This window comes from Amycolatopsis sp. lyj-346, assembly GCF_046548975.1.
Lineage (GTDB): Bacteria > Actinomycetota > Actinomycetes > Mycobacteriales > Pseudonocardiaceae > Amycolatopsis.
This window is the reverse complement of record NZ_JAJPWT010000001.1, coordinates 1,388,635-1,409,286: the sequence shown is the minus strand read 5'-3', so window position 1 is coordinate 1,409,286 and position 20,652 is coordinate 1,388,635. Positions and strand designations below refer to the sequence as shown.

At 70.8% G+C, this 20,652-nt stretch carries 23 protein-coding genes; 10 read left to right on the top strand and 13 right to left on the bottom strand.

The features are described 5' to 3' along the window. Positions 1-22 precede the first annotated feature (22 nt). Both ACLJQE_RS06945 and ACLJQE_RS06940 read left to right on the top strand, forming a co-directional pair. A complete protein-coding gene (locus ACLJQE_RS06945) occupies positions 23-1,165 on the top strand; it encodes a hypothetical protein (protein ID WP_410638142.1) in 1,143 nt (380 codons plus the stop codon). Next, positions 1,158-1,706 (top strand): hypothetical protein, encoded by a 549-nt coding sequence (locus ACLJQE_RS06940; RefSeq protein WP_410638141.1) that lies wholly within the window; start codon positions 1,158-1,160, stop codon positions 1,704-1,706. The genes ACLJQE_RS06945 and ACLJQE_RS06940 overlap by 8 nt, the downstream gene beginning before the upstream one ends. Before the next feature lie 174 nt (positions 1,707-1,880). On the opposite strand, the gene ACLJQE_RS06935 is transcribed toward ACLJQE_RS06940, so the two are convergent. Further along, complete coding sequence (locus tag ACLJQE_RS06935; RefSeq protein WP_103341780.1) at positions 1,881-2,135, bottom strand: DUF397 domain-containing protein; 255 nt, start codon at positions 2,133-2,135, stop codon at positions 1,881-1,883. 311 nt (positions 2,136-2,446) lie between these two features. Between ACLJQE_RS06935 and ACLJQE_RS06930 the strand changes: the two genes are divergently transcribed. Both ACLJQE_RS06930 and ACLJQE_RS06925 read left to right on the top strand, forming a co-directional pair. Next, positions 2,447-2,611: a hypothetical protein gene (locus ACLJQE_RS06930; RefSeq protein ID WP_410638138.1), complete on the top strand. Its 165-nt coding sequence runs from the start codon at positions 2,447-2,449 to the stop codon at positions 2,609-2,611. 4 nt (positions 2,612-2,615) lie between these two features. Beyond that, positions 2,616-2,870, top strand: a complete 255-nt coding sequence (locus ACLJQE_RS06925; RefSeq protein WP_410638136.1) for a hypothetical protein — start codon at positions 2,616-2,618, stop codon at positions 2,868-2,870. A 65-nt stretch (positions 2,871-2,935) separates the two neighbouring features. On the opposite strand, the gene ACLJQE_RS06920 is transcribed toward ACLJQE_RS06925, so the two are convergent. The 4 genes from ACLJQE_RS06920 to ACLJQE_RS06905 form a co-directional block, all read right to left on the bottom strand. Then, positions 2,936-3,544, bottom strand: coding sequence for a class I SAM-dependent DNA methyltransferase (locus tag ACLJQE_RS06920; RefSeq protein ID WP_410638134.1), 609 nt, complete (start codon positions 3,542-3,544; stop codon positions 2,936-2,938). Beyond that, complete coding sequence (locus tag ACLJQE_RS06915) at positions 3,541-4,389, bottom strand: SAM-dependent methyltransferase (protein WP_410638132.1); 849 nt, start codon at positions 4,387-4,389, stop codon at positions 3,541-3,543. Before ACLJQE_RS06915 ends, ACLJQE_RS06920 begins: the two co-directional genes overlap by 4 nt. Next, positions 4,361-5,212, bottom strand: a complete 852-nt coding sequence (locus ACLJQE_RS06910; protein WP_410638130.1) for an SAM-dependent methyltransferase — start codon at positions 5,210-5,212, stop codon at positions 4,361-4,363. The genes ACLJQE_RS06915 and ACLJQE_RS06910 overlap by 29 nt, the downstream gene beginning before the upstream one ends. Before the next feature lie 100 nt (positions 5,213-5,312). Next, the gene (locus ACLJQE_RS06905) at positions 5,313-6,176 is read right to left on the bottom strand and encodes a helix-turn-helix domain-containing protein (protein ID WP_013222333.1); all 864 of its coding nucleotides are present in this window, start codon (positions 6,174-6,176) and stop codon (positions 5,313-5,315) included. A 233-nt stretch (positions 6,177-6,409) separates the two neighbouring features. On the opposite strand from ACLJQE_RS06905, the gene ACLJQE_RS06900 reads away from it, so the two are divergent. Then, on the top strand, positions 6,410-7,330 hold the full coding sequence (locus ACLJQE_RS06900; protein WP_410638128.1) for an MBL fold metallo-hydrolase: 921 nt from the start codon (positions 6,410-6,412) through the stop codon (positions 7,328-7,330). Positions 7,331-7,470: 140 nt separating this feature from the next. Next, positions 7,471-8,910: an NADP-dependent phosphogluconate dehydrogenase gene (gene gndA, locus ACLJQE_RS06895; protein ID WP_410638126.1), complete on the top strand. Its 1,440-nt coding sequence runs from the start codon at positions 7,471-7,473 to the stop codon at positions 8,908-8,910. Between the two features lie 120 nt (positions 8,911-9,030). Here the strand turns inward: gndA and ACLJQE_RS06890 are convergent, their stop codons facing one another. The 6 genes from ACLJQE_RS06890 to ACLJQE_RS06865 all read right to left on the bottom strand — a co-directional run bounded on the left by ACLJQE_RS06890 (position 9,031) and on the right by ACLJQE_RS06865 (position 14,583). Continuing rightward, positions 9,031-9,756 (bottom strand): Clp protease N-terminal domain-containing protein, encoded by a 726-nt coding sequence (locus ACLJQE_RS06890; protein ID WP_410638124.1) that lies wholly within the window; start codon positions 9,754-9,756, stop codon positions 9,031-9,033. Between the two features lie 52 nt (positions 9,757-9,808). Beyond that, the gene (locus ACLJQE_RS06885) at positions 9,809-10,981 is read right to left on the bottom strand and encodes a 4-hydroxybenzoate 3-monooxygenase (RefSeq protein WP_410638122.1); all 1,173 of its coding nucleotides are present in this window, start codon (positions 10,979-10,981) and stop codon (positions 9,809-9,811) included. Beyond that, positions 10,981-12,195, bottom strand: a complete 1,215-nt coding sequence (locus ACLJQE_RS06880; RefSeq protein ID WP_410638121.1) for an NAD(P)/FAD-dependent oxidoreductase — start codon at positions 12,193-12,195, stop codon at positions 10,981-10,983. The genes ACLJQE_RS06885 and ACLJQE_RS06880 overlap by 1 nt, the downstream gene beginning before the upstream one ends. 57 nt (positions 12,196-12,252) lie before the next feature. Further along, positions 12,253-13,035, bottom strand: a complete 783-nt coding sequence (locus ACLJQE_RS06875; protein WP_410638120.1) for an IclR family transcriptional regulator — start codon at positions 13,033-13,035, stop codon at positions 12,253-12,255. Continuing rightward, positions 13,032-13,352, bottom strand: a complete 321-nt coding sequence (locus tag ACLJQE_RS06870; RefSeq protein WP_410638118.1) for an NIPSNAP family protein — start codon at positions 13,350-13,352, stop codon at positions 13,032-13,034. The genes ACLJQE_RS06875 and ACLJQE_RS06870 overlap by 4 nt, the downstream gene beginning before the upstream one ends. A 91-nt stretch (positions 13,353-13,443) precedes the next feature. Continuing rightward, on the bottom strand, positions 13,444-14,583 hold the full coding sequence (locus ACLJQE_RS06865; protein WP_410638116.1) for a 5-methyltetrahydropteroyltriglutamate--homocysteine S-methyltransferase: 1,140 nt from the start codon (positions 14,581-14,583) through the stop codon (positions 13,444-13,446). A gap of 118 nt (positions 14,584-14,701) precedes the next feature. On the opposite strand from ACLJQE_RS06865, the gene ACLJQE_RS06860 reads away from it, so the two are divergent. Beyond that, positions 14,702-16,033, top strand: a complete 1,332-nt coding sequence (locus tag ACLJQE_RS06860; protein WP_410638115.1) for a nucleobase:cation symporter-2 family protein — start codon at positions 14,702-14,704, stop codon at positions 16,031-16,033. Here the strand turns inward: ACLJQE_RS06860 and ACLJQE_RS06855 are convergent, their stop codons facing one another. After that, positions 16,034-16,567: a hypothetical protein gene (locus ACLJQE_RS06855; protein ID WP_410638114.1), complete on the bottom strand. Its 534-nt coding sequence runs from the start codon at positions 16,565-16,567 to the stop codon at positions 16,034-16,036. Positions 16,568-16,734: 167 nt separating this feature from the next. Between ACLJQE_RS06855 and ACLJQE_RS06850 the strand changes: the two genes are divergently transcribed. The 3 genes from ACLJQE_RS06850 to ACLJQE_RS06840 all read left to right on the top strand — a co-directional run bounded on the left by ACLJQE_RS06850 (position 16,735) and on the right by ACLJQE_RS06840 (position 19,839). Beyond that, positions 16,735-17,145: a rhomboid-like protein gene (locus tag ACLJQE_RS06850; RefSeq protein WP_410638113.1), complete on the top strand. Its 411-nt coding sequence runs from the start codon at positions 16,735-16,737 to the stop codon at positions 17,143-17,145. Next, positions 17,115-17,450 (top strand): hypothetical protein, encoded by a 336-nt coding sequence (locus ACLJQE_RS06845; protein ID WP_410638112.1) that lies wholly within the window; start codon positions 17,115-17,117, stop codon positions 17,448-17,450. Before ACLJQE_RS06850 ends, ACLJQE_RS06845 begins: the two co-directional genes overlap by 31 nt. A 64-nt stretch (positions 17,451-17,514) precedes the next feature. After that, entirely contained in the window at positions 17,515-19,839 is a 2,325-nt protein-coding gene (locus ACLJQE_RS06840; protein ID WP_410638110.1) for an EAL domain-containing protein, read from the top strand. Here ACLJQE_RS06840 and ACLJQE_RS06835 read toward each other — a convergent pair. Then, positions 19,833-20,624 (bottom strand): arylamine N-acetyltransferase family protein, encoded by a 792-nt coding sequence (locus tag ACLJQE_RS06835; protein ID WP_410638109.1) that lies wholly within the window; start codon positions 20,622-20,624, stop codon positions 19,833-19,835. The two genes, ACLJQE_RS06840 and ACLJQE_RS06835, sit on opposite strands and share 7 nt — an antisense overlap. Positions 20,625-20,652 lie beyond the last annotated feature (28 nt).

Sequence of the window (20,652 nt, the reverse complement as noted above, 5' to 3'; positions counted from 1 at the left end):
CAAGCAAGCAGAAGGAGGGGGTATGGATCTCACCGCATCCGGCGTGCGCACCACGTCGGTGCCGAGACAGGCGCGGACGGGGTTGTTGCCGGCGAACGTCGTGCTCGGCGGGTCGCTGCTGTCGCTGATCGGGCTCACCTGGGACATCCAGTGGCACGACGACGTCGGGCCGGACACGTTCTTCACCCTGCCGCACCTGTTCCTGTACGCAGGCAGCGCGGTCGTCGGCCTGGCGAGCCTCGCCGTCGTGCTGCTGACGACGGCGGGACGGCGGGCGGGACGGCCGGTCGACCCGCGGATCGGCGGGCGCGTGGTCAACGTGTTCGGCCGGACGTTCGCGGCCCCGCTGGGCTATCTGATCTCCGGTGCCGGCGCGGCGGCGTTCCTGCTGTACGGGCTGTGGGACCAGTGGTGGCACGGGCTCTACGGCTTCGACGCGGTCATCGACTCGCCGCCGCACATCGGGCTGCTGCTGTCGATCACGGTGGCGCTCATCGGCACGACCGCGGTGTTCGCCGCGGCGCGGGAGCACCGCTGGGGCCGGCTCGGCACGCTGGCGTCCCTGGCCGTGCTGCTCACCTTCGGGCCGGTGCTGGCGCTCGGGTTGCAGCAGGTGCCGGACGACTACGCCGACGCCGTCGCGATCGGGACGTCGATGATGGCGGTGCTGCTGGTCGCCGTCGGTGCCGGGTTCTTCCGCCGTCCGGGCGGGGCGGTGGGCACCGCGGCGCTGGTCGCGGCCGTGCAGGCGGTGTTCTGGTGGTTCTCGCCGTGGGCCGCGCAGGCGTACGCCGACCTGGTCGGCCTGCCGCTGCGGGACGCGGTTTCCGGGGTACCGGCCATGCCGTCGCTGACGCCGATGGCGCTGCTGCCGGTGGCCGCGCTGATGGAGCTGGTGTACCTCGCCGGGCGGCGGCGGGGGTGGCGCGCGGGCCGGGTGTCCGTGGTCGCCGGCGGGATCGCCGGGCTGCTGCTCGGACTGAGCCTGCCGCTGCAGCGGACGCTGCTCTACACCGGCGCGCACGTGCCGCCGGCCTGGTACCTGACGACGACCGCCGTGCTCAGCGCGGCACTGGGGCTGCTCGGCGGGTTCGCCGGGTGGCGGTTCGGCGGGATGCTCTGCCTGCTGGCGCCCGCGAAGAAGGGGGAAACCGCCGATGCGTAAGAGGTTGCTCGTCCTGGCCGCGGTCGCCGGGCTGCTGTTCACCACCACCGCGGGGACGGCGAACGCCTACGAGCCGGTCAACATCGTGCACACCGAGCGCGTGCAGGCCGGGCCCTACGGGTTGACCGTCGGGTTCAGCACCTGGCCGCTGAAAGCCATGCAGTCGCTGGACTTCACCTTCATCCCCGACGGCGGGATCGAGGGCAAGTCCGGCACGCTCACCATGGTCAACCCGGAAGGCGGGCAGAACCGGAAGCAGCCGCTGGTGCGGCACCCACGCAAGCTCGAGGTGTGGGGACTCGACGTCCGCTCGATGCCGCGGCCCGGGGAGTGGACGCTCCGCTTCGCGGTCGACGGCCCCGCCGGCGCCGGTACCGGCGAGCTGCGTGCGCTGCCGGTGCTGGAACAGCCGGGGCCGCCGATGGGGGTGAGCTGGGCGATCAGCACACTGCCGCTGATCGGGCTGGTGGTGCTCGTCGTGGTGGCCTGGCGCCGGACGCGCAGCCGGCTGCGTGGCGGGGAGCTTCCGGCAATCGGGTGAGATTCGGCTCACATCCGGTCCCGGACGTATTCCGGTGGCCGCCGAGGGCCTCCTTTTCCGCAGAGGACGGAGAAGGGGGCCTTCGCCATTTTGGTTCTCGAGGCACGGCCGGGGCACGGTCCGGGGTCAACCGGGCCCGTGCCGGTGATCGCGGTCACCGGCACGGGCCCGGGTTCAGGCGGGCAGGTCGAACTGGCCGGCCTTGACGGCGATCAGGAACGCTTCCCACTCGGCGGTGTCGAACACGAAGACGGGGCTGGTCGCGAGCTTGGTGTCCCGGACGCCGATCAGGCCTTCGGAGCCCAGGTTGACCTCGACACAGCTGCCGCCGTTGGGCTCGCTGGCGAAGGACTTCTCCCAGGCGGCCTCTTCGAACAGGGTCACGGCCGTGTTCGGATCGTAATCCGCGAACGACGGATAATCCGCCATGGGTCGTACCTCCGAGGATCGATGGGGGGCGCGGTCGTGACCTGGTCGAAGGCATCCGCTCCCGGCTACTCAGTGTCTCAATGGAGCAAGCCACAGGGCCAAGCGGGTGATCAACTGGGTACGGCCTCGACATGAAGATTATTCCAGGAGTAGGATTAATCGCATCGGTCGGGGCGCTGGTGTCGGTGAATGACTGCCTGCTCGCGACGGGCGGTCGTCGACACGGGCCGAAGTGTTCAACGGCCCCGTGCCGGAAGACCAGTGCACGAACCAAGCCAAGCCACCGCAGGACCTCATGGGGGAGGAACAGCGTGATCGTCGAGGACAGTGCGCCACCCGGCGCGCTCGCCGTGACCAGGCTCGCCGTCTCCGGACGGGAAGCTGCCGCGGCCGCGACCGAGCTGGTCCGGACCAGGGATGTGGAGGCGTTTCCGCCGCGGAACGCCGAAGCTCCGCGACGAGAGCTGGGGGTGTAGACGAATGGCCGTCCGGGTGAACTCGCTCTTCCGCCGCGAGGACGAAGACCACCGTGGCCGCCGGGGCATCGGGACCGAGCTGCGCAACCGCTTCGGCTTCAGCCTGATCCAGGCGCCGCTGCGCAAGACCACGACCTGGGCGACGGACCAGGACCTCCCGCTGCGGCGCCACGCCGACGGGGTCCGCACGACCCGCCCGCTGGAAGCCGCGATCGACCTGGCGCCGCTGATGCGCGGCCGGATCGGCTCGCGCGCCTGAACTGCCGCACCACCACGAAAAAGAGCCCCGGTTCCGTGCTGGAACCGGGCTCTTTTCGGGTGTGGCTACGGTTTCCGGAGCAGCAGGCTGCCGTGCCGCAGCGGCCGCTCGTCCGGACCCGGCTCGCGGTACACGCGCCCCACCTCGACGAGTCCCGCCTCGGCCGCGATCCCGGCCAGTTCGTCCAGCGGCCAGCAGTAGGCCGTCGTGACCTTGTGGTCGAACGACGTCAGCGGCCCGCCCCGGGATTCGAAGCACCCCAACAGAACGTGACCGCCGGAGGCCAACATCCGGGCGAATTCGGCGAAGTACCCGGGCACGTCCACCGGCGGCGTGTGGATCACCGAGTACCACGACAGGATCCCGGCGAGCGACGCGTCCGGCCGGTCCAGCGCCGCCATCGAGCCCACTTCGAACCGCAGGTCCGGATGAGCGGCCCTGGCGAGCGAGATCATCGCCGGGGACAGGTCGACGCCGAACGCGTCGAGCCCCAGCGAACGCAGGTGCGCCGTCAGGTGACCGGGACCGCAGCCCAGGTCGGCGACCGGGCCGCGGCCGCGGACGGAATCGGCGAACGCCGTCCACGCCGCCCGTTCCAGCGGGTGGTCGTCCCAGACTTCGGCGGCGAATTCGGCGTACTGGACGGCGACCGCGTCGTAGGCGGCCGCGGTCACGGCTTGCGGCCCAGGCCGCAGAGGTGGCCGACGAACGACGGGTCGTTCGAGAGCCTCTTGGTGGCCCTGGACTGGATCTCCTCCGGGTGCCACTCCGGCAGGAACACGATGCCCGGCTCGACGAGCTCCAGCCCTTCGAAGAAGGAGGTGAACTCTTCGCGGGTGCGCAGGTGGAGCGGCGTGCTCGACTGGTTGTACTGCTTCATGATCGTCTCGCGGCTGTCCGCGTCGGCCATGTCCTGCATGCCGTCGCTCGTCAGGTGCGAGGACAGGAAGCAGGAGCCGGACGGCAGCAGCGACAGGTACTTCCGGATGGTCTGGGCCACCGGCTCGTCGGGGCCGAGGAAGTACAGGACGCCGACCATGATCAGGCCGATCGGGCGGTTCGGGTCGAGGACGCCGGTGTCGAACGCGCGCTTCCAGATGTCGGCCGGGTCGCGCAGGTCGCCCTGCAGCACCGCGTGCCGCCCCGCGACGCCCTCCTTCTCCAGCAGGATCTGCGAGTGGGCCACCGCGACCGGCTCGTTGTCGACGTACACGCACCGCGCGTCCGGGTTCACCGCCGTGGCGACCTCGTGGACGTTGCCGACCGTCGGGACGCCGGAGCCGAGGTCGAGGAACTGGTCGATGCCGTTGCGCGCCAGGTACCGCACACCGCGGCCGAGGAAGTCGCGGCCGGCGCGCGCGACGGTCTTGATCATCGGGAAGGTCTTGACCGCCTGCTCGCCGAACTGGCGGTCGATCGCCCAGTTGGCGTCGCCGCCGAGGAACCAGTCGTAGATGCGGGCCGCGTTCGGCCGGTCCAGGTCCACGCCTTCAGGGGCTTCGGGGTCCTGCGTCGTCATTGCGTCCTCCAGGCTTGCGGCCGACACCGCCGACCACGCTCGCGAGGGGGACCGTGGCGGCGCCGGGCTCGGGGCGCCACTCTCCCACAGGCACGATCCCGGGCTCGACGACGTCGAAGGTACCGAAGAACGCGGCGATCTCGGCGAGCGACCGGGAAACCGCGGGCGAGCTCGACCGCTCGGACAGCTTCACGAGTTTCCGGATCTGCGCCAGCTCGTCGCCTTCGACGCCGGATTCGGTCGCGTGCGAAAGCACGTACGCCGACCCGGGCGGCAGAAGCGTCCGGTAAGCGCGGATGGCTTCGCGGACGCCGGTGACGTCGGGCAGGAAGTGCAGCACCGCCACGGTCAGCAGGCCGATCGGCCGGTCCGGGTCGAGCACGCCGGTGGCCAGCGCGGCTTCCCAGACCTCGCCGGCGTCGCGCAGGTCGGCGTGCAGCACGGCGTGGCGTTCGGGGTCGCCTGCCTCCTCGAGGAGCATGCGCCCGTGCGCGACGGCCACGGGCTCGTTGTCGACGTACACGCACCGGCTGTCGTCGACGTGGTCGTCGGCCACTTCGTGCACGTTGCCCGCGGTCGGGATGCCGGAACCGAGGTCGAGGAACTGCGTGATGCCTTCGGCGAGGCAGTAGCGCACGGCCCGGCCGAGGAAGCCGCGGTTGTGCCGCGCGAGGGTTTTCGCCAGCGGGAACGCCTGCACGGCTTGTTCGCCGAACTGCCGGTCGATCGCCCAGTTCGCGGTGCCGCCGAGGGCCCAGTCGTAGATGCGCGCGATGTTCGGCCGGTCGAGGTCGACGACGTCGGGGAGGAAGTCGGGGTCCACGATGTCCCCTTCGGGCGGCACTTCCGGTGGTTTCGAGCGCAACAAACCCACTCTACCGACAGTTGTTCACGACCTGGGACACCTCACGCGGCCGTTCGCCCTATTGGAGCTGCTGCATCTGGGCGCGGTAACCCTCCGCAAGCTCCTTGAGGAACTGCCGGGTCTCCTGGCGCTCCAGCGCGGCTCCGCGCAGCCTGTCCCACGAGTCGACGAAGATGTTGAAGTCCTTGACGTCGTCGAGGTAGAGCCCGCCCGCGGAGTGCTCGATGTAGACGAAGTCGCGCGTGCGGTCCGGGAACCGCATGATCGTGAAGTCGTTGGGCACCGCGGCCAGCCGCGCACCGAACGGCAGTACGTGCACGTAGACCCGCGGGTGCTTTTCGAGCGAGAGCAGGTGCTCGACCTGGTCGAGCATCACCGCGGGCGCGTACCCGCCCGGTGCCCGGCGCAGCGCGCCTTCGCTGATGATGAAGCGGTAGTAGGGCGGCTGCTGCTGCTCGAACACGGCCTTGCGGTCGAGCCGGTTGCGGACCAGCGACGTCACGTCCGTCGCGCCGGCCTCGGTGAACTGCTTGAGCATGTAGTGCTCGGACTGCAGCGGGCCCGGGATGCGTTCACCGTGCCAGGTGAGGATCTCCGCGGCCGCGGGCTCCAGGTCGGTGAAGGTGCGGAACCAGTGCGGCACCACCGACCGGTAGCCGGACCAGTGGCCGCGCTGCCCGGCGGCGGCCCGCGCCAGGTTCATCAGGGTGTCGGCCTCTTCGCCGTTGATCCCGAACGCGTTCAGCATCGATCGCACATCCCCGAGCTTCACCCCGACGGCACCGGACTCGATCTTGTTGACCTTGCCCTGGGTGCAGCCGAGGACCTCGGCGACCTGCTGCTGTGTCATCCGCGCCGCGGTGCGGGCATGCCGGAGCTCGTTCCCGAGCTGCTTCCGGCGCGAGGTGACGGTGCTGGCCATCGCCCTGCTCTCCCGGACCACTACCAAGCGACGAGGCCGGTGGCCGCCGTCGCGCGCGAACTATCGAACCCACCCAGGTTAGTGCTTCACCTTGCGGATCTCGATGATGACACCGCGCAGCGTTCCAGGAAACGCCGTGGAATGCCAGTCACCGGTGTCTTCACTCGGCTGGACCAGTGAATTCGTAATTTTTCCACCAACCGGCGGAGCCCGCCCTCGGGCATAGTGACCCCGTGACCGATCGCTCGCCCTCCGCCGCCGCCGTCACCCGGCTGGCCGACCAGGTCCACGGCTACGTCCAGCCGGACGGCTCGTGGTACATCAACAACTGCGGGTTCGTCGACGCCGGCGACCACACCGTGCTGATCGACACGTGCTCCACCGAGCGCCGCACGCGCGCGCTGCTCGCGGCGGTCGAAGCGACCACCGGCAGCCCGGTCACGACGCTGGTGAACACCCACCACCACGGCGACCACACCAACGGCAACTACCTGGTCGAGGGCGCGGCCGTGCTCGGCCACCGCAAGACGCGGGAGCTGATGGTCGCCGAGGGCATCCAGACGTTCGAGGGCGTCTTCGTCGGCAGCGACTGGGGTGAGCTCAAGTCCCGGCCGCCGGAGGTCGTGTTCGACGACCGGCTCACGGTCCACGCCGGGGACGTCGAGCTCCAGCTGATCCACCCCGGCCACGCGGCCCACACGACCAACGACGTCCTGGTCTGGCTGCCGGCGCAGCGCGTGCTGTACGCCGGTGACCTGGTGTTCCACGGCGGCAGCCCGTTCGCGCTGATGGGTTCGGTGGCCGGCTGGCGCAAGGGCCTCGACGTCATCCGGGAACTGGAGCCGGAAGTGCTCCTGCCCGGCCACGGCGGGCCGTGCGGACTGGACATTGTGGACAAGGTGGACGAATACCTCGGGTTCGTCCAGCGGACGGCCGAGCGCGGGAAGGCCGCCGGGCTGTCCCCGCTGGAACTGGCCAAGGAGACGGACCTGGGCGAGTTCGCGTCGCTGAGCGAGCAGGAGCGGCTGCCGGGCAACCTGCACCGCGCGTACGCCGAGCTCGACGGCGCCGAATGGGGCGCGCAGATCGACCTGGTGGCGGCGATCACCGACATGCTGGCGTTCAACAAGGGCCCGATCCGCTGCTTCTCCTGAACTAGGTGAGCTGCTCCTCCGTGGCCTCCCTAGAGGCGTCGATCGGACTATCCATCCATGCCCCCACCACCGCCCTCAACGGAGCGGCTGCGCCGCACTGTGGCATAGGGTGAATCGAGCGAGACATCGGAAGGATTCGGATGAGCAAGAAGGCGAGCATCGGGGTCACCGGCCTGGCGGTCATGGGCCGCAACCTGGCCCGCAACCTGGCCCGGCACGGTCACACGGTGGCCCTGCACAACCGGTCCGAGGAGCGGACCCGCGCGCTGGTGGAGCAGTTCGGCGACGAGGGCGACTTCATCCCGGCGTACTCCGCGCGGGAGTTCGTCGACGCGCTGGAGCGGCCACGGCAGGTCGTGATCATGGTCAAGGCGGGCGGTCCGACGGACGCCGTCATCGAGGAGTTCGCGCCGCTGCTCGAAGAGGGCGACGTGATCATCGACGCCGGCAACGCGCACTTCGCCGACACACGCCGCCGCGAGAAGGCGCTGCGCGAGCGTGGCCTGCACTTCGTCGGCAGCGGCGTCTCCGGCGGCGAGGAGGGCGCGCTGCACGGGCCGAGCATCATGCCCGGCGGCTCGAAGGAGTCGTACGAGTCGCTCGGCCCGCTGTTCGAGGACATCTCGGCGAAGGTCGACGGCGAGCCGTGCTGCACGCACATCGGCGCGGACGGCGCCGGCCACTTCGTCAAGATGGTGCACAACGGCATCGAGTACGCCGACATGCAGCTGATCGCGGAGTCGTTCGACCTGCTCCGGCACGCGGGCGGCTACGCACCCGCCGAGATCGCCGACGTGTTCCGCACGTGGAACACCGGGCGGCTGGACTCCTACCTGATCGAGATCACCGCCGACGTGCTGGCGCACGTCGACCACGCGTCCGGCAAGCCGTTCGTCGACATCGTCGAGGACGCCGCCGAGCAGAAGGGCACCGGCCGCTGGACGGTGCAGATCGGCCTCGACCTCGGTGTCCCGATTTCGGGCATCGCCGAAGCCGTCTTCGCGCGTTCGCTGTCCGGGTCGAAGTCGCTGCGTGCGGCGGCCCGCGGGCTCGGCGGTCCGTCGGCGGCGCCGCTTTCGGGTTCCGCGCTGGACCGCTTCGCCGACGACGTCGAGCAGGCGCTGTACGCGTCGAAGGTCGTCGCGTACGCGCAGGGCTTCAACCAGATCCAGGCGGGTGCGACCGAGTACGGCTGGGACATCGACCTCGGCAAGGTCGCCTCGATCTGGCGTGGCGGCTGCATCATCCGCGCGAAGTTCCTCAACGACATCACCTCGGCCTACGCCGACGAGCCGGAGCTGCCGACGCTGCTCACCTCGGGTGGGTTCCGCAAGGCGGTCGAGGACGCGCAGGACTCGTGGCGCTCGGTGATCTCGACGGCGGTCAAGCTCGGCATCCCGACGCCGGGCTTCTCGACGGCACTGGCCTACTACGACGGCCTCCGCGCGGACCGGCTGCCGGCCGCGCTGGTCCAGGGTCAGCGGGACTTCTTCGGTGCCCACACCTACCGGCGGGTGGACCGCGAAGGCTCGTTCCACACGGCCTGGGCCGCCGACGGCCGCCCGGAGTCCGGCGCCTGACGCAGGTGCGCGGGCCCTCCCCCGGGGAGGGCCCGCGCAGCCGGGTGGACCCCCTGGTCCCACCCGGTCAGAGCAGCGTCAGCAGGACCAGCGCGAGCACGAACGCCAGCCACAACGGCTTCACTGCCCCCGTGCGGCGAGGATCTCCGCCAGCACCTCCAGGATCTTCGCCTCGGCCTTGTCCTTCTTGACGCCCAAGCCGTCGAGCACCTCGAAGCCGGCGCCTTCGCCCTGTTCCAGCAGCGCCAAGAGCATGTGCTCGGTGCCGATGTAGTTGTGCCCGAGCCGCAGGCCTTCGCGCATGGTCAGCTCGAGGGTCTTCTTGGCGCTGCCGGAGAACGGCACCGGGTTCGGCGCCGGGTCGGCCCGCTCCGGCAACCGTGCCTCGGCGGCCTCTCGGACGGCGTCCAGCGTCACCCCCTGGGCGACGATCGCTCCGGCGGCGAGCGCCGCGGGTTCGGTCAGCAGGCCCAGCAGGACGTGCACGGTGTCGATCTCCGGGCTGGCGTGGTCGATGGCTGCCTTCTGGGCCTCGACGATGACGTGCCTCGCCCGGTCGGTGTAGCGGCCGAAGGCGCGTTCGATGCCGCCGCCCGGCTCGCCCTTCGGCACGAACCGCTTCTGGGCGGCCTGCTTCGTGACGCCCATGCTGCGGCCGATCTCGGTCCACGAGGCCCCGGAGCGCCGGGCCTGGTCGACGAAGTGGCCGATCAGGTGGTCGGCCACTTCCCCGAGGTTCTCGCCGACGTAGACGGCGTCCGACAGCTGGGCCAGCACGTCCTTGTCGTTGTTGCTCTTGATGGCGCTGATGAGGTCGTCGAGTTTGACGGGGTTGGGTAAGGTCATGCCGTCAACTCTAGGTTGACGATCTTCTGTCGTCAACCATGGGTTGACGCTCTCAGTCGAACGGCAGCCCGACGTAGTTCTCGGCGAGACTGGTCGCCGCCGCCCGGGACGACGTCGTGTAGCGCAGTTGCGCCAGCTGGAGCTGCCGCGCGAAGCCGTCCGCGTGCGGGTCGGTGTGCAGCATCGTCGTCATGAACCAGGAGAAGTGCTCCGCCCGCCACACCCGGCGCAGGCAGGTGTCCGAGTAAGCCGCGGCGAGGGATTCGTCGCCGCCCAGCAACGCTTCCAGTGCGCGCGCCAGCACCCGGACGTCGGCGATCGCCAGGTTCATGCCCTTCGCGCCGGTCGGCGGCACGATGTGCGCGGCGTCGCCGGCCAGGAACAGCCGCCCGTGCCGCAGCGGCTCGGCGACGAAGCTGCGCATCGGCGTGATGCCCTTGTCGAGGATCGGGCCTTCCCGGAGCGTGAAGTCGCCGTCCACCTCCAGCCGCGCGGTCAGCTCGGCCCAGATCCGGTCGTCGGACCAGGCGTCCAGGGCATCCGCCGGATCGACCTGGAGGTAGAGCCGGGTGATCTCCGGCGTCCGCATGCTGTGCAGCGCGAACCCGCGTTCGTGGTGGACGTAGATGAGCTCGTGGTGCGACGGCGGCGTCCGCGCCAGGACGCCCAGCCACGCGAACGGGTACTCGCGCTCGTACACCGTCAACGCACTGTCCGGAATGGACGGACGGCTGATGCCGTGGAAGCCGTCACAGCCCGCCACGGCGTCGCATTCGATGATCTGCGCATTGCCTTCCCCGTCGAGGTAACGAACTCGCGGACGGTTGGAGTCCACATCGGACAACCGCACGTCCGAGACCTCGAACGAAACCGGGTAGCCGCGGGCTTCGTGCGCGTCGATCAGGTCCTTGACGATCTCCTGCTGCCCGTAGACGGTGATCGCCTTCCCGGTCAGCTCGGTGAGGGCGATCCGGTGGTCGGCGCGGTCGAACCGCAGGGACAGCCCTTCGTGGGGCATCCCTTCGGCCGCCAGCCGCTCACCGAGGCCGAGCGACGTCAGCAGCTCGACGGTCGGCTGCTCGCAGACGCCGGCCCGCACGCGCTGCCGGACGTACTCGCGGTCGCGGGCTTCCAGGACCACGCAGTCGATCCCGGCTTCGTGCAGGAGGAACGACAGCAGCAGCCCGGCCGGGCCGGCCCCGATGACGGCGACCTGCGTGCGCATCACGCCGCTCGCGACTTCAGGTGCGCCTTGAGGTCGAAGGCGCTGGCTTCGAGGTCGGCGTACGCGGGCTTCGGCTCGGCGGTGAAGAGGCGGCGCGCGGCGATGTGGTCGGCCGGGCGGTTCACCGACTCGACGGCGATGAGGACGTCGTCGCGGAAGGACAGCACGGAGAACTTGCCTTCGGTCCGATCGCCCGCGACCACCGTCCGGTCGGCGCCCGAGAGGAGGCCGGCGATCTGCAGCTTGGCACCCGCCTGGTCGGTCCAGAACCAGGGCAGGCTGGCGTACGGCTCGGCGGTGCCGGTGATCGCCGCGGCCACGCAACGGGCCTGGTCGACGGCGTTCTGCACGGACTCCAGCCGGGTCTCGGCGCCGGCCTGCACGCACGGGAAGTTGGCGCAGTCGCCGATGGCGAAGATCTTTTCGTCCGCCGTCCGCAGGTGCGCGTCGACGACGACGCCGTTGCGCACCGGCAGGCCGGCGGCCTCGGCGAGGGTGGTCTCGGGCACCACCCCGACGGCGACGACGACCAGGTCGGCGGGCAGCTGGGTGCCGTCGGCCAGCTCGGCCTCGCGGACGCGCTCGTCGCAGTGCAACGCCGCGACGCCCTGGCCGAGCAGCACCGTGTGCCCGGCGGTGCGGTGCAGGTCGGCGAAGTACGCGGAGATCTCCGGTGTCGCGACGCGGTTGAGCAGGCGGTCCTGCGCCTCGACGATCGTCACCGGGCGGCCGGCGTGCGAGGCGAACTCCAGCCCGATGAACCCGCCACCGGCCACGACGACGTTCGCGGCCTGTTCGAGGGACGCCCGGAGCCGGTCGGCGTCGTCGCGGGTGCGCAGGGTCAGCACACCCGGGAGGTCCGCGCCGGGCACGGGCAGCGTCCGGTTGCGGGCGCCGGTGGCCAGGACGAGGTAGTCGTAGCCGAGCTCGCGGCCGTCTTCGAGCGACACCTTCGCCGCTTCGCGGTCGATGCGCTTCACGCGGGCTTCGACCAGCTCGATGTCCTTCTCGGCGAAGAAGTCCGCACCGCGCAGGTGCAGCTGCTCGAGCCCGGCGGTCCCGGCGAGGTAGGCCTTCGACAGCGGCGGCCGCTGGTACGGCACGCCCGGCTCGTCCCCGACCAGCACGACCCGGCCGTCGAAGCCCCGGTCCCGCAGCGAAGCCACGGCCTGGAACCCGCTCTGACCGGCACCGACGACGAGCACGGTGGTCATTCCTTCTCCTCACCCATCCGGCAGCTCTCGCCTTCATCCGATCACAACGGGCCCTGGTCAGTCGAGGCGTGGTTCCCCGGACGGCCGCGGCGCGCCCAGCACCCGCGAGATCCCCCGGGCGGCGGCCCGCACCGCCGGGACCAGCGTCCGCGGATCGGTCCCCGCCGCCGGGACGACCACGGAAACGGCGGCCACGACGTCGTCCCCGGCGTCCCGGACCGGGGCGGCCACCGACAGGGCGATGAGCTCGACCTGCCCGTCGCTGATGGCGTAGCCGTCGCGCCGGACGTCGGCCAGTACCCGCCGCAACCGCGCGGGCGAGCCGATCGTCTTGGGCGTGAACGTCTTGAGCGGGCCGGCCAGCACTTCCTCCTGTGCCTCGGCGGGAGCGTGCGCGAGGAGGACCTGGCCGACACCGGTGGCGTGCGCGGGCAGCCGCCCGCCGACGCGGGTCAGGACGTTGACGGCGCCCCGGCCGGAGATGCGCTCGACGTAGACGACGTCCGGCCCGTCGAGCACCGCGAGCTGCACGTTCTGGTGGGTGGCTTCGTAGAGGTCTTCCAGGAACGGCATCGCGCTCTCCCGCAGCTCGGCGCCGTGCGGGGCGAGCGAGGCGACTTCCCACAGCCACAGCCCGACGCGGTAGGCGCCGGTTTCGTCGCGCACGAGGGCACCGCGCCGGACGAGCTCGCCGGCGAGCCGGTGCGTGGTCGACAGCGGCAACCCGGCGCGGCGGCTGAGCTCGGACAGCGTGAGCCGCGGCCGCTCGGCGGTGAAGGCGCCCAGCAGATCGAGGACGCGATCCACCACCGAAGGCGGCCGCGGCGCACTGTGTCTCACCCTTCTTCGTCGTCCGGGAGCAGCGGGCGCATGAACGTGCGCCGGTACCGGAGCACGCAGCCGCTCTCCTCGCGGATCTTGTCGGCCTCGATGAAGTCCGGGTCCACGCCGAACAGCGTGCGGTAGCGCTCGTACGCCGCCAGGCTCTCGAAGCTGAACAACGCCCGTGCCTCGTCGCTCGCCCCCTCCGACGGCAGGAAGTAGCCGTGGTGGATGCCGCCTTCGCGCTGCACCAGGCGCATCCACGCCGCGGCGAAGCGCTCGAAGTCGGGAAGCTTCGCGGGGTCGATGACGTAGTCGACGACGCAGGTGATCATCAGTGAACCTTATTCTGGTTAGGCTGGCGCTACGGCACCGCCGGGCGCGATCCTACGGTGACTCTCGCGCCGGCCGACGGCTGAATAAGGTTCAGTGGCCGCCCCAGACGCGGTCGGCCGTCGACACGAGCAGCTCCAGCTTGCGCAGCTGGTCGTCCGTGGTCAGGTCGTTGCCCTCCTCCGTCGAGGAGAAGCCGCACTGGGGTGACAGGCAGAGCCGGTCGACGTCGACGTACCGGGACGCCTCCTCGATCCGCCGCACCAGCACGTCCGGGTCCTCCAGCTCCGGCCGCTTGGTCGTGACCAGGCCGAGCACCACCTTCTTGTCCTTCGGCACGAACCGCAGCGGCTCGAATCCGCCGGAGCGTTCGTCGTCGTACTCCAGGAAGAAGCCGTCGACGGCGAGCTCGCCGAACAACGCCTCGGCGACGAACTCGTAGCTGCCCTCCGCGGCCCACGACGACCGGAAGTTGCCGCGGCACAGGTGCGTGGTCACGGTGAGGCCCTCGGGACGCCCTTCGAGCGCTGCGTTCATCGTCGCGATGTTGCGCAGGTGCTGGGTGTCCGGGTCGCCGCCCATCCGCGCGACGAGCTCGCGCTGCGCCGGGTCGTTCAGGTAGGCGAGGCTCGTGTCGTCGAGCTGCAGGTACCGGCAGCCGAGGCCGGCCATCGCCGTGACCTGCTGCCGGTAGGCCGCGCTCAGGTCGGCGAAGAACTCTTCGAGGTCCGGGTAGACGCTCTCGCTGACCGCGGCCCGGCCGCCGCGGTAGTAGACCATGCTCGGCGACGGGATGGTCAGCTTCGGCGTCACGCCCGGGTCCACATGGGACTGCAGGAACCGGAAGTGGTCGGCGAAGATCGGCTCGTCGAGCCGCACCTTGCCGTCGACCTGCAGGCCCGGCGGGCTGAACTCGAGGTCGCCTGCCAGGTTGTGGAACTTGACGTGCAGCCGCTGGTCGCTCTTCGAGATGCCGCCGAGCGCGTAGATGAAGTCCATGTGCCACGAGCCGCGCCGGAATTCGCCGTCGGTCGCCGAGCTCAGCCCGGCCGCCCGCTGCATCTTGATCACGTCGCGGATCGCGTCGTCCTCGACCGCGCGGAGGTGCTCCGCGCCGATCTCACCGCTTTCGTGCCGCCTTCGCGCGTCGCGCAGCACCGGGGGCCGCAGCAGGCTCCCCACGTGATCGGCGCGGAACGGCGGGCCCACCTGGGAAATGCCACCCGAAGTCATGCACCGATGGTCACACATTCCCGGCCTTCGCGCCGCCCCCCGAAACATGATCATCACACCCGGGTCTTGCCACGGTTACGCGCGGGGCGTTGGCTGTGTGCCGGAAAGGGGTTTGATCATGACGAAAGCCGCGGTGCACCCGGTCGACCAGGGCCTGCCCGCCGGGCGGCTCGCGCTGCTCGGCCTGCAGCACATGTCGATCATGTACGCCGGTTCGGTCGCGGTGCCGCTGATCGTCGGCAGCGCGCTCAAGCTGGACGCGGCGACGATCGGGCTGCTGGTGAACGCCGACCTGCTGGTCGCCGGCATCGCGACGCTGATACAGGCGGTCGGCATCGGGAAGATCCTCGGCATCCGGTTGCCGGTGGTGGCGGGCGCGACGTTCAGCGTCGTCAACCCGATGATCCTCATCGCGTCGCAGTACGGCCTGCCCGCGGTCTACGGCGCGATGCTGGTGTCCGGCGTCTTCGGGCTGATCATCGCGAAGCCGTTCGCGAAGCTCATCCGGTTCTTCCCGCCGTTGGTGACCGGGACGCTGCTGCTCGTCATCGGTGTCTCGCTGCTCGGCCCGGGCGCCGGGCTGATCGCGGGCAACGATCCGGCCGCGCCGGACTACGCGGCCCTGCCGCACCTCCTGTTCGCGTTCGGCGTGCTCGCGCTGCTCGTGCTGTTCACGCGGGTGCTGCGCGGGTTCGCCAACCAGATCGGGCCGCTGCTCGCGCTGGCCATCGGGCTGGTGGTGGCGATCCCGATGGGGCTGGTGCACTGGGACGGCCTGCACGCGGCCGGCTGGTTCGGGCTCGCTTCGCCGTTCCACTTCGGCGCACCGACGTTCCCGATCGCGGCGATCCTGTCGATGTGCGTGGTCATGCTGGTGACGTTCACCGAGTCGACCGCCGACATGATCGCCGTCGGGGAGATCACCGGGCGGCCGCCGACCGACTCCGACCTCGCGCGCGGCCTGGCCACCGACGGCTTCTCGGCCGTGCTCGGCGGCGTCATGAACTCCTTCCCCGACACGGCGTTCGCGCAGAACGTCGGGCTGGTGCGGATGACCGGCGTGCGCAGCCGCTGGGTGGTCGCGGTGACCGGCGGGATCCTGGTGCTGATGGGCCTGGTGCCGAAGATCGGCGCGTTCATCGCGGCGATCCCGCAGCCGGTGGTCGGCGGGGTCGCGGTGGTGATGTTCGCGATGGTCGCGGCGGTCGGCGCGCAGAACCTCAAGAAGGTGGAGTTCTCGGGCAACCACAACACGTTCATCGTCGCGGTCGCCCTCGGCGTCGGCCTGCTGCCGGCGTTCGCGCCGAAGATCTTCCAGTACTTCCCGGCCTGGCTGCAGACCATCTGCGGCAGCTCGATCACGGTGGCGGCGGTGCTGGCGTTCGCGCTGAACCTGCTGTTCAACCACCTCGGCCGCCGCGCGGAGCCGGACCTGCTCAACGCGCCCTGATCACCAGCAGATGATCAGCAGGACGCACGACGGCTCGGCTCGCGGCGTGGTGGTCGGGGTCGGCGGGCGGCCGCCGGACGGCGGCGGGTTCCCCGTCGTCGGCGTGCCCGTGGTCGAGGGGTCGGCGCCGGACGGCGTGGTGGCCGGCGTCGTCGTTCCGGTGCTGTTGCTTTCGGTGGTGGCCGGGTCGCGGCCCGGTACCTCGGTGACGGTGCCGCGGTGCTCGTTCGACGCCGTGACGACGTCGCCGCCGGTGCCGCCGCCGATCCCGCCCTCGGACGGCGAGTCCGTGGCCTGGTCGGCGCCGCCCAGCCCGGTGGTGCGCTGCGGGAAGGGGATGACCTGGATCTGGTCGACCGGGGCAGCGTCCTGGCGTTCCTTGCCGCCGAAGGCGACCAGGGTCGCGGCGGCGCCGCAGCCCACGATGACGGCGAGCATCACCGCGACCACGCGCCAGCGTGACTGGCCCGGTCCCGGACGGTCGCCCCAGCCCTCGCGCACGAGCAGCTCGGCGATCGATATCTCGTCGTTCACCTCGGCAGACCTTCCCGAGAGGCCGTTCGGCCGATCGTGGCCGTATTCTTACCGTAAAAGGCCCCCGAATGGGTGAAGGTGCGGCAAAAATTCGTCACGTAATGCAAGGTCTGACGGTGAGTGACATCCACAGCGTTTTCTAAGCCGACGCTCGTGATACTCCCAGCATGACGACGGAAGCTCGGTCCGTGCTGCGGAGAGCCGGACGGCCGATCGCCGTTGCGCGCCGCGGCCCGTGGCCGGTGCTCCGGTACGTCCCCAACCCGAAGACGACGCCGTTCACCTTCGGTTACCTGGTCGTCCTGCTCGGCACGACGCTGCTGCTCGCCTTCGCCGAGCCGGCGGTGGCGACCCGGCTGCTCGAGCTGTCCAGTACGGACGCCCACAACCTGTGGCGGCGCCCGTTGACGTCGCTGCTGAGCAGCGCGATCTGGCTGCCCGGCGAGAGCTGGTTCGCCTACGCCCTGATCTTCGCGATCGCCGTCGCCCGCTGGAGCGCCGGTTCGGCGCCCGTCGCACGGCGCTGGTGTTCTTCTCCGGCCACGTCGTGGCCACGCTCGCCACCGAACTGCCGGTGATGGCCCTGATCAGCGCGCACGTGCTGCCCGCTTCGGCCGGGCACTGGCTCGACATCGGGGTCAGCTACGGCTTCTTCACCACCGCCGGTGCGCTCGTGTTCTTCCTGCCCGGCCGCACGCGACTGCTCGCGCTGGCCGCGATGGAGGCGTTCATCGCGGTGATCTGGCTGAGCGACGCCCCGGCGAGCCTCGACTCGATCGTCACGCTGCTCGGCCACGCGGTCGCCGCGCACTTCGGGCTGCTGGTCTGCGGGCCGTGGCTGCGGGCGCGCATCCGCAGGCCGGGCCCGGATTCCGCCGGGTAGGCAGGGGCCGGAGTCGGTGGTGTAATCGACGGGCCACACGCCGACTTCACGGGGACGGACGCACATGGAGGCCGACTCGCTCGCCGAACTGGTCGAGCTGAGTCCGGACGCGATCTGCGTGCACGAGCACGGCGTGCTCACCTACGCCAACCGCGCGGCCCTCGAGGTGTTCGCCGCGCGCTCCGCCGACGAAGTCGTCGGCCGCCGCTTCACCGACTTCGTCGCCGAGGACGCGCGGGCCACAGTGATCGAGAACCTCGCCCGGCTGGAGAAGCCGGGGCAGGCGAGCCAGCCGGTCGAAGCGCTGATGTCCCGGCTGGACGGCAGCAAGTTCGCCGTCGAAACGGTGGTGGTGCGCCTCGACGGCGAAGCCGCGTACCAGGTCGTCATGCGCGACATCACCGCGAAGAAGGCGGCCGCCGACGCCCTCCGCTACCAGGCCGCCCTCGTGTCGCACGTCAGCGACGCACTGATCGCGACCACCGGCGAAGGCGTCGTGACCAGCTGGAACCCGGCCGCCGAGGCGGTGTACGGCTGGACCGCGGCGGAGGCCGTCGGGCGGCGGGCGGGCGAGCTCGTCGGCGCACCGCTCGACCTGCCGGCCATCCGGCGCGGCGGCGGCGTCGCGGAGGCGGTGCACCGGCGGCGGGACGGCGCTCCCCTGGCCGTCCGCGTCTCGGCAGCCGAGATGAACGACGGATACGTGCTCGTCTGCGCCGACGAAACCGCGCGGCGGCGGGCCGAGCAGAACTACCGCACGGTGGTCGCGTCCCTCGACGAAGGCGTGCTCGTGATGGGCGCCGGCGGGCTCATCGAAGCGGCGAACCCGGCGGCCTGCCGGATCCTCGGCGTCGCCGAAGCCGACCTGATCGGCGTCCCGTGCCACACGCTGACGTTGTTCACCGAGTCCGGGCAGTGGATCCCGCCGGACGAGCTGCCGTCGGTGCAGACGCGGCGGACCGGCGTCACGCACAACGGACTGGTCGTCCGCCTGCGCCGGCCGGACGGCCGCGACGTCTGGGTGTCGCTGACCTCGCGGCTGCTCGATCCGGACGACCCGGCGGCGATGGCCGTGGTCACGTCGTTCACCGACATCACCGAGACCCGCGCGATCAGCGCGCAGCTCGCGCACGACGCCACCCACGACCCGTTGACCCGGCTGGCGAACCGGACCCTGGTGCTCGGCAGGCTCGACGTCCGCGAGCGGGGCGCGGTCACCGTGCTGTTCCTCGACCTGGACAAGTTCAAGGTCATCAACGACTCGCTCGGGCACTCCGTCGGCGACCAGGTGCTGCGGATCGTCGGGGAACGCCTGCGCCGCGGCTCGGGCCGCGAAGACCTGGTCGGCAGGCTGGGCGGTGACGAGTTCGTCGTCGTCACCGCCGAGGTCACCGATCCAGGCGAGGTCCACGCGCTGGCCGAGCACCTGCGGGCCGCGCTGACCGAGCCGATCGGCGTCCTCGGCAGGCAGCTGCACCTCGACGCGAGCATCGGCGTCGTGCTCGTCGGCCGCGACGACCGCCGCAGCGCCGAGGACCTGCTGCGCGACGCGGATGTCGCGATGTACCAGGCGAAGACGCTCGGGCGCGGCCGCCACCACTTCTTCGACGTCTGCCTGCGCGAGCGGATGCAGCGGCGGCTGCGGATGGAGCAGGACCTGCGCGACGCGGTCCACGACGGCCAGCTGTGGCCCGCCTACCAGCCGGTCGTCGACCTGCGGACCGGCGAGATGGTCGCGGTCGAGGCGCTGCTGCGGTGGACCCACCCCCGGCACGGCGCGATCCCGCCGTCGGAGTTCATCCCGCTCGCCGAGGAGAGCGACCTGATCAACGTGATCGGCAAGGAGATGCTGCGCGCGACGACCCGCGAGCTCGCCGCGCGGCGCGTTCACCACGGCCTGGACCTGACGCTGAAGGTCAACCTGTCCACCCGCCAGCTCGACGACCCGCACCTGGTGGCCGCGGTCCAGGACGCGCTGGCGGCGACCGGGCTGCCCGCGGGCGCACTGTGCCTGGAGGTCACCGAAAGCGCGTTGATGCGCGACCAGCAAGCGGCCGCGGAAGTGCTGGCGTCCCTGCGATCGCTGGGTGTGCTGCTGGCGATCGACGACTTCGGCACCGGCTATTCGTCGCTCGCGCAGCTGCGCCGGCTGACGCTGGACACGCTGAAGATCGACCGCTCGTTCATCACGGGGATCGCCGAGTCACGGGACGCGGAGGCGATCGTCACGAGCATCATCGCAATGGCCCACGCGGTGGACCTGACGGTGATCGCCGAAGGTGTCGAGTCAGCGGAGCAACTGGAGCTGCTCCGCCGGCTCGGCTGCGACCAGGCGCAGGGCTACCACCTCGGCCGTCCGGTGCCGGCGGCCGAGCTGTTCGGTCAGTAGACCAGCTTCAGCCGCTCCAGTTCGTCCGCCGTCAGCTCGATGCCGAGGTCCTTGAGGGTGGCGTCGAGCTCGTCGGGGGCGATGGTGGTGGTTTCGCTGCTGCCGTCGGTTTTTTCGACGGTGAGTTCCCGGCCGAGCAGCTTGCGGCTGACGCCCGGCTCGATCCGCATGATCACCAGCCGCCCGGTGAACGGCGACTTCGGGTGCGTCGAGGTGTAGTGGTGGTAGACCTCGTAGTCGATGGGGTGCATCTCGTTGAGGCGGAAGTCGAGGATGTCCTCGTCGCCCTTCTGCAGCGTCCACCAGCCGTTCTCGTGGCGGAGGCGGTGGAGCCACCCGGCTTGGTCGGTTTCCTGCCCGTCGACGAGCGGCATCGGATCGGTGATGCCGGCCCCGAACCCGACATCGGCGAGGAAGCTCCGGCCGTCGACGTCGACGACGAGGGTCATGTGCGTGTAGGGCCCGGGCCGCCGCGGCTGCACGCGCCCGGAAAGCCGGTGCACGGTGTAGCCGAGCTGTTCGAGAACGGCGGCGAAGAGGCCGCTCTGTTCGTAGCAGTAGCCGCCCCGCCGCCGTCCGACGAGCTTCGCGCTCACGACGTCGAGGGAAATCCCTTGGTGCTGCTTGAGAACGACGTCGATGTTCTCGAACGGAACGGCGGCGACGTGGGCCCGCATGAGTTCGGTGAGGGCGGCTTCGGACGGCGCCCGCCGCGGCTGCCCGACGCGCGCGAGATAGGTGTCGAGGTCGACGGCGCCGGTGCCCCATTCCCCTTCGGTGGTCATGGCTCCATGGTGGAACCTCGACCACACT